Source organism: Sphingobacterium sp. UBA5789 (assembly GCF_002418355.1).
GTDB lineage: Bacteria > Bacteroidota > Bacteroidia > Sphingobacteriales > Sphingobacteriaceae > Sphingobacterium.
In genome coordinates this window covers 434003-446130 of the sequence record NZ_DIDX01000001.1, presented here as the reverse complement: position 1 = coordinate 446130, position 12128 = coordinate 434003, and the positions used below count along the sequence as shown (strand labels likewise).

The window sequence follows — 12128 nt, the reverse complement described above, 5'->3', positions numbered from 1 at the left end:
ATTTACTAGGTTTGTAGGCAATAAATAACCATATATTTTTAAACAAAACAAACCTTAATCATGTCCTCAAAAGTTCTGTTTGAACAGGAAATTTCTTCCTATACAAAAAAAACGGAAGCTGCTACAACTTTCATTAATATTATCAGCCGGCTATGGTATGAACAAGCGATTGAACTTGTACTTTTCAGAAATCAACTGATTGACAGACAAAACAGTCACATTCTTAACCTTCACCATGAAGCGACAGTCTTTGCAGAAAACAACATCAGTATCTTTGACAGCCTGGCGGTTGCTGATGCACTGCAGGATCTCCGCCTTCCTCCATCGCGTATAGATGTAGGAACACTGGCTATGGAAATGAAGAATGAAGGCATCACACCAACTGATCTTCCCGATTTTCTGATTCGTAAGCTCTGTAAAGCCCATCAGACAAAAGAGCTTACGCCAAGAGATGTTGTCCTATACGGATTCGGGAGGATAGGAAGACTTCTGGCACGCGAACTCATTGCAAAGGCCGGTTCCGGCAGGCAACTACGTCTGCGCGCAATTGTAACACGAGATCAGGTCAACGAAACCACACTCCGTAAAAGAGCTGCCTTGCTGCAACATGACTCCATACATGGTGATTTTGAAGGAACGGTAGAAATAGACAGTACAAACAAGGCTCTTATTATCAACGGACTGACAGTCTATATCTTATCAGCACAGGTACCTGAAGAAATAGATTACACAGCGTACCAAATCTCAAACGCACTTGTTATAGATAACACAGGAGCCTTTCGTAATGCAGACGAACTCAGCCGTCACCTGAAATCAAAAGGTGCAGCAAATGTATTGCTTACCGCTCCAGGCAAAGCTGTACCCAATATTGTTTACGGTATCAATCAGGATGAAATCGATGTCAGCAAGACAGCAATCTACTCTGCGGCATCCTGTACAACAAATGCGATAGCACCTGTATTATACGTCATCGAAAATACATTAGGGATAGTCAAAGGTCATATTGAAACGATCCACGCCTATACCAATGACCAGAATCTGGTAGACAATATGCACAAAAAATTCAGAAGAGGACGTGCCGCAGCACTTAACATGGTGATCACCGAGACAGGTGCGGGAATTGCGGTATCCAAGGCCATTCCTTCATTAGCAGGTAAGCTTACTTCCAATGCCATCCGCGTGCCTGTACCGAATGGATCTCTTGCTATTTTACATCTGGAAACCAAACACGCAACTGATGTAGAAACACTAAACAAATTGATCAAAGCTGCTGCACTAAAAGGTGATCTGGTAGAACAGATCAAATATGCCGTTAATGAGGAACTGGTTTCATCCGACATCGTAGGTACTTCATCTTGCTCTATTGTAGATGCTCCCGCAACTATCGTATCTGCAGATGGTCATAGTATCGTACTTTATGTATGGTATGATAACGAATACGGATACGCTCATCAGGTCATGCGCCTGTCCAGACATATTGCGGGTGTAAGAAGATTTGTTTATTATTAACAGCCGTTCATTTTGAAATTAATCCGGTAGTGAGTATTTATAATGAGATAAATACTTACTACGGATTGATCACAGTAGCTTTTTACAGATCAGGTATTTCATAATCACAGCTGTCGCACCTGCATGCTGACGCACATACTTCCGTGCTTCCTCTCCCGAAAATGTACGTTTTTCTGATTGCTGAAGCTGTGCAAAGACAGTCTGTAGCCCTGCTGCATTGGAAATCGAAAAGCCAGCGCCACATTCAATCAGATCCTTTGCTTCCTGAAACTTATGGTATTTGGGTCCAAAGATTACAGGTATTCCGTAAGTCGCAGCTTCTAATGTATTATGTATACCTGCTCCGAAACCTCCTCCGATATAAGCTACATTTCCATAGCCATATAGCGAAGATAACATTCCGATATTGTCAATAATCAATACTTGCGCACTCCGGATAACCTCAGCTGAATATGTCGTGAAACCGGAAAATCTAAGTGCTTCTGGGAATAAATCCAGAATAGATTGTATATGTTTATCATGAATCTCATGAGGAGCTACTATTATCTTCCATTCGCCATATTTGCCGGACAGATCATGCAACAATACCTCATCATCCGGCCAGGTACTCCCTGCAATCAACACCTGGTGCCCGGCAACAAATTGAGTCACTTCGGGTATATCCTTTTTCTGTAACGGTAGCTGTATTACTCTATCGAAGCGGGTGTCACCGGTTATTCCGACATTGCGAAAACCATTCTCCTTTAACAGGTGAAGGCTTTCTTCATTCTGAACAAAGAAATAAGTAACACATTCCAGAATTTTCCTGAAGAATCCGCCATAAGGCTGAAAAAAAATCTGTTCAGGTCTGAAAATCGCAGAAATCATCAGCAACGGAATCTCCCGCTGTGCCAGCTCCTGAAAGTAATAGTGCCAGTATTCGTATTTGGTAAATACCACAAATTCAGGTTGTATAAGATCTGTAAACTGTTTTGCATTCCCCGAAGTGTCTTCAGGTAAATAAAACACATAATCAGCAAGATTTGTATTTTTACGTATCTCATACCCCGATGGAGAATAAAAAGTTATGATAATTTTTTTGTCAGAATAATTTTTTTTTATTTCTTCCAAAACGGCTCTTCCCTGCTCAAATTCACCAAGCGATGCGAAGTGAAACCAAATGTGTTTTTGGCCTGTTTCAACCGTTTGACTCATTCGCATATACCAGTCCTTCCGGCCTTCAGTCCATAGTCTTGCTTTCGTATGAAAAGGTGATATCAGACGTAAAATAGTACCATAAAGTAAGATTCCCAAAGAATAGATCAGACGCATGTTCGCAAATTATTGCTTATCTTGGTCAAAGATATTAAACCCTTTCTGAATTAGCGGATAGAAGTGAAAAATAAGCATCGCAAACGTATTCTGATAACTGGAGCAGCAGGTTTCCTGGGTTCTCATCTTTGTGATCGTTTTATTCTGGAAGACTACCATGTTATCGGCATGGACAATCTGATCACAGGAGATATACGGAATATTGAGCATCTGTATAAACTGGATCATTTTGAATTTTATCACCATGATGTTTCCAAATTTGTCCATGTTCCGGGACACCTTGATTATATCCTGCATTTCGCCTCTCCTGCCAGCCCTGTGGATTACCTTCGTATACCGATTCAGACCTTAAAAGTGGGATCTTTAGGCACGCATAATTTACTCGGACTTGCCAGAGCTAAAAATGCCCGTATACTGGTTGCTTCCACTTCAGAGATCTATGGAGATCCGACAGTGAGTCCGCAATCTGAAGATTACTGGGGAAATGTCAATCCCGTGGGCCCCAGAGGAGTGTATGACGAAGCCAAGAGATTTCAGGAAGCGATGACTATGGCCTATCATAACTTCCATGAATTGCAAACCCGTATTGTACGCATTTTTAATACGTTCGGACCTCGTATGCGGCTCAATGACGGACGCGCTGTACCCGCCTTTATTGCGCAGGCGCTGAGAGGAGAAGATCTGACGGTATTCGGAGACGGACAGCAGACACGGTCATTCTGCTATGTAAGCGATCAGGTAGAAGGAATCTTCAAAACACTCCACTCCGATTGTGCAGATCCAATCAATATCGGTAATCCTGAAGAAATCACTTTACAGCAACTTGCAGAAGAGATTCTGCTGATTACAAATAGCAAAAGTAAGATTGTTTACCAGCCACTGCCTGCTGAAGATCCCAAACAGAGAAGACCGGATATCAGTAAAGCAAAAAAGATATTAAGCTGGGAACCCGTCGTATCCAGAAAACAAGGACTGGAACAAACCATAACGTATTACCGTACGTTACCGCTAACGCATTTAGAACATAAAGATTTTACATACTATAATAATAGATAATGAGCAAAATACTTGTAACAGGAGGAACCGGATATATTGGTTCGCATACTGTAGTAGAATTATTCAACGCAGGATACACACCTGTAATTATTGACAACCTTTCTAACTCCAATATCCTTATTCTGGATCAGATTGAGAAGATCACTGGCATGAGACCCGAATTTCATGAGTTTGATTTATGTGATGCAGATGCGGTATCCGAATTTGTCAAAAAGAATCCGGATATCAATGGAATCATACACTTTGCAGCTTCCAAAGCGGTGGGTGAATCGGTTGCTGATCCGTTGAAATATTACCACAACAATTTCTTCTCGCTGATCAACCTTTTGGAGACGTACCGCAATAGTCCTGTCAACTTTGTATTTTCTTCCAGCTGCACTGTATATGGTGAACCGGACATCCTGCCTGTCACAGAAAGCGCACCTGTCAAGAAAGCAACCTCCCCATATGGAAATACAAAACAGATCGCAGAAGAGATACTGGAAGAAACAGCCAAAGCATATGAAAATTACAACATTATCGCTCTACGCTATTTCAATCCTGTAGGTGCACATGCGTCTGCTTTGATCGGCGAATTGCCGATAGGAGTACCTCAAAACCTGCTTCCGTTTATCACACAGACAGCTATTGGAAAAAGAGAAAAATTAACTGTGTTTGGAGGTGATTATGACACACCTGACGGATCATGTGTCCGTGATTATATTCATGTAGTAGATCTGGCAAAAGCACATGTTGCAGCAATTAAACTTCTTGAAAAAGGAAATCCAAATGGTAAATATGATGTATTCAATGTAGGTACCGGAAATGGATATACGGTCTTAGAAGCGATCAAAGCTTTTGAAAATGTATCCGGTGAGAAGCTTAATTATGTAATCGGACCGCGTCGTGAGGGTGATATCATCAAAGTATGGGGAGACGTTACAAAATCTGCACAGCAACTGGGATGGAAAGCAGAATTAGGTATCGAAGAAATGATGTCCAGTTCATGGAACTGGGAAAAATATCTTAAAGACAACCCAATCGGGTAATAACAAAAGAGGCTGAAAAATTTTTCAGCCTCTTTTGTTATTATTTCCATTGAAAGTCTATTAACAATGCTTTATGATCCGTCGGCCATACCGCCAGCGGAAGTATAAATTTGTCTTTTGAAACTTCGGTTGCTTTCTCTCCTCTGAGGATAGATTCTTTAGGGCCGACAATAGCAGCTTTGACAGCCTTTAACCTTTGACCTGATTTATAAAAAATAAAATCAATCCTGTCCCGCTCATCGGCTGTCGCTCCCCATACCAGCTTACTGATCTCGACATCTTTATTGTAGGAAGGAAAGGTAAAGCCGGGGTGAGTAACTTCATTTGGATAGACCTTACGATACGCATCCTGAAACCCTCCTTCAGCCAGCATCTTCGTAATCGTCCAGGGAATAATCAATCCCTTATGATCATATTTATCTTTAGTCCGTGCTGTCCAGTCCAGATAAGATGGTTCGTTAAAATCGCCACCAAGAATTACCTCATGCCCCTCGCCGATTTCTTTCGCAGCATCTTCCATGAAAATCTGAATAGCTTCATCACGACTGGAGGAATTATTGTTGGCTAACACAGAGTCTGCATCTATAATAGGTGCCGCAAGTTTTGCCCATGTATCCGCATGATAACCTCGCGGCAGATAATTTGCGCCCTTTGTATATTCCAGATGTGCTGTATAGAATACGACTGTCTTTCCCTCTGAGGGTGAAACAACGGCTTTGTGTATAGTTCCTTTAAATTTATTGTCATCGCCCACACGCCCGTAAGAAGTCAACGGATAACGGCTTAACAGACCGCTGTCATCGCTAAAAAATGAATAATAGGTTAAACCTTTTTTTGCGAGTGCCTCCACTATACGTTCGTTAAATTTTGTCTGATGGTAATTACGTACTTCACTAAATGCAATCAGGTCAGGCTTTAGACGCGCAATTTCATTGGCTATAGCTTCAAAACCTCCCGGCACAACTGTTCCTTCCTGCCATATATTAAACTGAAGAACACGTAAATTTTTGGACTCTTGTCCCCATACAGTAACTGTAAAAAAGAACTGTAAAAGAAAAAATATTTTTCTCATATCAATTAATCAGGTTTGGATCTAAAGCTACTCATTTCTAACATAATTTTCTCCAAAGAACTTGTAAACAAAAGTTTATCTACAAAAATATTACGCTAACTGACTTCTGAATCTGAATTATCCCGATCAAATACAATATTGAAAAGATCGTCTGATTTTTCCCCCAGCTTCTTGCGCAGGCGCTGTCTGGATTTTTTGACAGCATCTACTGTAACACCCAGCATATTTGACATCTCCTTATGGGAAAGCCCCAGCTTCAATAATAGTATAATACGTTGATTAGACTCTGTAAGCTCCGGATAATTTTTACGTAATTGCTGAAGAAAAAAGGGATATTCTCTTTGAAAAGCAGTTTTAAAATTAGTCCAGTTTTCTTCAGTCATCAGATGGGAATCTAGCAAGGACTGCAACTGGCTCTTCTGCTGTTTCAGAGAAGGGGAAGAAGATTTACTGATCTGTTTAATCTCTTTGGTTAGTAGATCAATCTGTTCATTTTTTTCAGCCATATAACTTCGGTAAGAAGCCATAGTCTCATTTGCTTTTAATAGTCGTTGATCTGAGAGCACCTTTTCAACCTGAAGCTGAAGGATACGCTTGTCATAATTATCTTGCCGTGCTTTATTTTTTCGCTTAAAGATATTGAAGATCAATCCGATAATGACTAATAAGATAATGACGAGAACTAAATAAGTTCCCTTCTTAAATTTCTCTTTCTCATAACGCTGACGTGCCAGTTCGATATTGTGCGCATATCTTTCTTTCTGAGCCAGCCATTTGGTCTGTTTGAGGATCATATCTCCATCCGAAGTAGCCAAGGAATCATTCAAAACCTCCAATCTACGGCGTGCCATTAACTCCTGCTGTATATCTTTTTGCATCAATGCAATATCAAGCCGCAGACGTACAATTTCATATTCGGATCTCTTAAAATAAGGTTTAGCGACAGCGTACTTTTCGGCTTCACTGATCACTTTTTCAGCATCCGGGATCTGATGAGCTGCAAGATATAACTTACCTAACAATATCAATGCATACATCGTATTCTGATCACTTTGATGTTTTGTAGAGTAGACAAGATCCTGTTGCACAAAACGAATAGCCTGATCTATCTGTCCTCTTCCCTGATAGATAAGCGCCATATTTCCCATTGCCTTACCCATCCGTACTTCATCATTCACCCGGGATGCTGTATACAATGCTTTCTTAAAATACATTTCGGCACTTACGGTATCCTGTTTTTTTAACAGGTACTGGCCGATATTATCCTGAATAGCAGCACGGTCACAGAATAGAGAGGCTGCATATTTTTCCCCTCTTTTCAGATAGACAATCGACTCATCATAATCGCCGATTGTACCCAAGAAATAGCCAATACGTTTAAAAGATTCACAGGGAAATAGAATGTTTTCTGGATTTAAGGAATTGATTTGTTCAATTGCCTGCATAAATAAAGGAAGAGCTGCAGACATATCTCTGTAATTGTACAGATAATGAGCATAATTAAGTATGGCCCAGAGTTCCATATCCGGCTTTTTATTAACAGACGCTGTACGTATAGATTGCAGGTATAATTGTGTACTCTTAGGATTAATACCATCGTAAAACAATGCATAGCCATCAGCCATCAGTCCATAATAGGCAGCCCTCAGACTGGAATCCCGCCCCTTATCTGCTTGCCGGATGATGGGAAGGAGATAGGTCTTAAGCTGCGACGTATCTGCAGGAAGCGTCTGTTCTGTAGCCAGTATAGATTCAAGCTGTTGTTTACGGGTAGTAAAACTTTGTAATTTTAATTCCTGACTTTCCGCATAAAAACCAGCTATCAAAAAAGGAAAAAGCAAATACAGTAACTTCACGACATATTATTATTAGCAGGTTAATATTATAACTTTAAGGAAGATACAAATATATTATCCTTTTTTATAAATATTAGTGATTATCCTCATATTACTTATCATTTATACTAAATTCGAAAAACGAAGTATTGACAACACCTATATTATTGATAAAAAGTACAACACTTTATTTCATTTATATTTACCTTTATTAATATGTCACTACATCAAGATCCCGAACTTAAAAAAGCCGTACTCACTCTTCCGCAAAAGGAAAAAGATAAACTATTGGTCCGGCTCATCAGTAAGGACAAAATGCTGATCAAACAACTTCATTATCAACTTCTGGAAGATGAAAATGATCTGGAGGAACGGATTATCCGTTTGCGTGCACAACTTCAGCAACTCTTTGATACCGGCACCTCACAGGTAGGTGGTTCTCCTAACTTCAGCAATTTTACCGGTCTTAACAGATTAGTCAAACAAGCCAGCGGGATGGTAAATGAGCACGAAAAGGTAACTAAAGACAAAGTCAGTGAAGTAGAATTCAGAATATATATTCTCAGACGTGCAATCCAGGGATATCCGGAGCTGTTTCAGTCTTCTTATCAATCTGCTGCACACAAGCTGCATAAATATATAAGCGGCCGTCTTAAACATGTACTGACCAGATATGATAAACTACATGAGGATCTGCAGTTTGATTTCAGAGAAGATTTACAACGTATCCTTGATACTGCTAACCAAAATGCTCTTCAAAGTTATATGCGTGATCTTAATCTGCAAACTGAACTCTGAAATATGGTCTGATGATCAAATTTACTTTTTGCATTATTAGCAGATTAAAAGATTGATTCAGCATAAAAAAAATGAGTATTGCTACTAATTTTCAGGTTAAAATTTAGTCAAACACTACATTTTAAGTAACTTCGCGATGTCAAAATACTTCGCGCGTGGGAATTCAAGAAATATTAGAAAAATATGGTCAGAGTGCACAAACACAAGCGCTGACGAAAGCTATTCAGGCTAAAAATCCTAAAATTCAACTCAAAGGTCTTATCGGATCATCAGATGCGGTGGTAGCCGTGGCGTCTTATTATTTACAGGAGCGTCCTTACCTCTTTATTCTGCCCACGCATGAAGAAGCTTCATATTTTTTGAGCGATCTGGAAAGTTTGCTGGACAAACAGGTTCTTTTCTTTCCCTCTTCTTTCCGCAAAGCTTTTGATTTCACACAACTGGATGCTGCTCATGTACTGCAACGTGCCGAAACACTTAGTGCACTGAATCATGCCTCTGAACTACCTAAAATGGTGGTTACCTATCCGGAAGCCCTTGCAGAAAAAGTCATTAACAGACAAGACCTTCAGAAAAATACACTTGAAATAACACAAAACAGTAAGCTTTCCATAGAATTTATAAATGAATTCTTATCCGAATACGATTTTGAACGCGTTGACTTTGTCTACGAGCCGGGGCAGTTTGCCATTCGGGGAGGTATTGTGGACATCTTTTCATTCTCTAATGACAAGCCCTACCGGATTGAGTTCTTTGGAGATGATATAGAAAGCATACGAACGTTTGACATAGAGGATCAACTATCGGTCAGCAAGATACACACCGTGACAATTGTGCCTAATGTACAAGCTAAGTTTCTGAGCGCTCAACATATTTCATTACTGGAATATATTGATAAGGATACAGTTGTATGGGTGAAAGATATTCAGTTTTTAACAGATATCGTCAAAGAAGGGTTTAAGAAAGCCAACCAATTTTGGAAAGCACTGACAGAAAAGGAAAAAACACAAAATCCGGAATGGATCAATCCGGAATATAGCCTTAGTGATGAACGAAATCTGGGGGCTATGCTCCATGATTTTCCAATAGTTGAATTCGGAAAACAGTATTTCTACAAAGCAGATCAGACCATCACTTTTGACACCCATCCGCAGCCCTCTTTTAATAAAGATTTCAACCTGCTTCTTCATAATTTCAAAGAGAACGAAAAACAACATATTCAGAATCTTATTTTTTCAGATTCGACCAAACAGATTGAACGTATATTCACAATCATCGAAGATCTGGATAAAACAGTCACCTTTATTCCGGTACATAAAGCATTGCGGGAAGGATTCAGGGATGATGAATTGAAACTGGCCTGCTATACAGACCATCAGATTTTTGACCGCTATTACAAGTACAAGCGCAAAAAAGGATATGAGCGTACACAAGCCATTACCCTGAAGGAACTGCGGGATCTGAAACCTGGAGATTATATCACCCATATAGATCATGGAGTGGGAAAATATGCCGGTCTGGAAAAAGTAGATGTCAACGGCAAATCGCAGGAGATGATCCGTCTTGTATATGCGGACAATGACCTGCTCTATGTTAATATCAACTCCCTGAACCGGATATCAAAATATTCCGGAAAAGAGGGTACAGTTCCTAAGATGAACAAACTAGGAACGGATACTTGGGAGAAATTAAAGAAAACAACCAAACGTAAGGTAAAAGATATAGCCCGGGATCTGATCAAGCTCTATGCAAAACGTAAAGCACAGACCGGAAATGCATTTAGCCCTGATACCTATCTGCAAAATGAACTGGAGGCATCCTTTATCTATGAAGATACACCGGATCAGGAGAAAGCTACAGCCGATGTGAAACGGGATATGGAGTCTCCGCATCCTATGGATCGCCTCATCTGTGGAGATGTGGGTTTTGGTAAGACAGAAGTAGCTATCCGTGCAGCTTTCAAAGCTGTGGCAGACAGCAAGCAGGTAGCTGTACTTGTCCCTACAACCATATTAGCACTGCAACATTACCGGACTTTTACAGAGAGACTGAAAGGTCTTCCCTGCAATATTGATTATGTCAACCGTTTCAAAACAACTAAGCAGATCAAAGAAACCTTAGCAAAACTGACTGAGGGAAAAATAGACATCCTTATCGGAACCCACCGACTGGTCAGTAAAGATGTAAAATTTAAGGATCTGGGTCTGATGATCATTGACGAAGAACAGAAATTTGGTGTTTCTGTCAAGGAGAAACTCAAAGTTATGCGCGCAAATGTGGATTCGCTGACACTTACTGCGACTCCTATACCGCGCACACTTCATTTTTCGCTGATGGGAGCACGGGATCTTAGTATTATATCCACACCCCCTCCTAACAGGCAGCCGGTACAAACAGAGCTTCACGTATTCAACGAAACTCTGATTCAGGAAGCTGTCAGTTATGAACTGGATCGCGGGGGTCAGGTATTCTTTATCCACAATCGTGTTGCAGATCTGAAACAACTGGGTGCGTTGATCCAAAAGTTAGTTCCCGGAGCCCGTGTAGGTGTAGCTCATGGCCAACTGGAAGGCGATGATCTGGAAGATGTAATGCTGAAATTCATCAGCCATGAATTTGATGTACTGGTAGCTACCACTATTATTGAAGCCGGGCTTGACATCCCTAATGCCAATACCATTATGATCAATCATGCACACATGTTTGGTCTCAGCGACCTGCATCAGATGCGCGGCCGTGTAGGGCGATCCAATAAAAAAGCATTTTGCTATTTATTAAGCCCTCCTTTATCTACACTTACTTCTGAAGCATACAAGAGATTATCCGCCATTGAAGAATTTTCAGAACTGGGATCAGGATTTAATGTTGCTATGCGTGATCTGGATATAAGGGGATCAGGAAATCTGCTTGGTGCAGAGCAATCCGGTTTTATAGCAGAAATTGGCTTTGAAATGTACCATAAGATTCTGGATGAGGCTATACAGGAACTGAAAGACGATGAGTTTACAGATCTTTTTGCAGACGAAAAAGAACGTAAATATGTGTCCTTTACACAGATCGACACCGATCTGGAAGTCCTTATTCCGGACGAATATGTAACTAATATTTCGGAACGCTATAATCTGTACACTGAATTGTCCAAACTGGAGAACGAAGAGCAGCTAACAGCATTTGCCCGCTCTATGGAAGATCGTTTCGGCCCTATTCCGCGAGAGGTATTTGAATTGTTTAATACATTGCGTCTGCAATGGTATGGCAAGCAGATCGGTCTTGAAAAAATTTCTTACAAGAAAAACACACTTAAAGGCTTTTTCCTTAACAATCCGAAATCTTCTTATTTTGAATCCGATCAGTTTGGAAAAGTACTGGCTTTTGTACAAACTAACCCAACAATCTGTAATATCAAAGAGGTCAAAGGACAACTCCGTATTGCTTTTGAAAACATTTACAGCGTTAGCACAGCTCTCGATATTTTACGGGACATGAGTAAATAAGATCGGAAAGGAAATATTCAGAATA

At 40.3% G+C, this 12128-nt stretch carries 8 protein-coding genes; 5 read left to right on the top strand and 3 right to left on the bottom strand.

Annotated elements, in window-relative coordinates; all coding sequences use genetic code 11:
• Positions 1-60: 60 nt before the first annotated feature.
• Positions 61-1509, top strand: a complete 1449-nt coding sequence (locus B4B65_RS01910; RefSeq protein WP_293912879.1) for a glyceraldehyde-3-phosphate dehydrogenase — start codon at positions 61-63, stop codon at positions 1507-1509.
• A 69-nt stretch (positions 1510-1578) separates the two neighbouring features.
• Here the strand turns inward: B4B65_RS01910 and B4B65_RS01905 are convergent, their stop codons facing one another.
• Entirely contained in the window at positions 1579-2820 is a 1242-nt protein-coding gene (locus B4B65_RS01905; protein ID WP_293912877.1) for a 3-deoxy-D-manno-octulosonic acid transferase, read from the bottom strand.
• A gap of 63 nt (positions 2821-2883) precedes the next feature.
• Between B4B65_RS01905 and B4B65_RS01900 the strand changes: the two genes are divergently transcribed.
• Positions 2884-3876, top strand: a complete 993-nt coding sequence (locus B4B65_RS01900) for a UDP-glucuronic acid decarboxylase family protein (protein ID WP_293912875.1) — start codon at positions 2884-2886, stop codon at positions 3874-3876.
• Positions 3876-4904 (top strand): UDP-glucose 4-epimerase GalE, encoded by a 1029-nt coding sequence (gene galE / locus B4B65_RS01895; RefSeq protein ID WP_201681287.1) that lies wholly within the window; start codon positions 3876-3878, stop codon positions 4902-4904. The genes B4B65_RS01900 and galE overlap by 1 nt, the downstream gene beginning before the upstream one ends.
• A gap of 40 nt (positions 4905-4944) precedes the next feature.
• Here galE and B4B65_RS01890 read toward each other — a convergent pair whose 3' ends face one another.
• Complete coding sequence (locus B4B65_RS01890; protein WP_293912873.1) at positions 4945-5976, bottom strand: endonuclease/exonuclease/phosphatase family protein; 1032 nt, start codon at positions 5974-5976, stop codon at positions 4945-4947.
• A gap of 95 nt (positions 5977-6071) precedes the next feature.
• Positions 6072-7832: a tetratricopeptide repeat protein gene (locus tag B4B65_RS01885; protein ID WP_293912871.1), complete on the bottom strand. Its 1761-nt coding sequence runs from the start codon at positions 7830-7832 to the stop codon at positions 6072-6074.
• Positions 7833-8027: 195 nt separating this feature from the next.
• Here B4B65_RS01885 and B4B65_RS01880 point away from each other — a divergent pair, with 195 nt between their 5' ends.
• A complete protein-coding gene (locus tag B4B65_RS01880; RefSeq protein WP_293912869.1) occupies positions 8028-8609 on the top strand; it encodes a hypothetical protein in 582 nt (193 codons plus the stop codon).
• Between the two features lie 155 nt (positions 8610-8764).
• Complete coding sequence (mfd, locus tag B4B65_RS01875; RefSeq protein ID WP_293912867.1) at positions 8765-12103, top strand: transcription-repair coupling factor; 3339 nt, start codon at positions 8765-8767, stop codon at positions 12101-12103.
• Positions 12104-12128 lie beyond the last annotated feature (25 nt).

Bases quoted from the DNA above. Each gene is read 5' to 3' on its own strand.
- B4B65_RS01910 (WP_293912879.1), top strand. From the start codon at position 61: ATGTCCTCAAAAGTTCTGTTTGAACAGGAAATTTCTTCCTATACAAAA.
- galE (WP_201681287.1), top strand. From the start codon at position 3,876: ATGAGCAAAATACTTGTAACAGGAGGAACCGGATATATTGGTTCGCAT.
- B4B65_RS01880 (WP_293912869.1), top strand. From the start codon at position 8,028: ATGTCACTACATCAAGATCCCGAACTTAAAAAAGCCGTACTCACTCTT.
- B4B65_RS01905 (WP_293912877.1), bottom strand. From the start codon at position 2,820: ATGCGTCTGATCTATTCTTTGGGAATCTTACTTTATGGTACTATTTTA.
- B4B65_RS01890 (WP_293912873.1), bottom strand. From the start codon at position 5,976: ATGAGAAAAATATTTTTTCTTTTACAGTTCTTTTTTACAGTTACTGTA.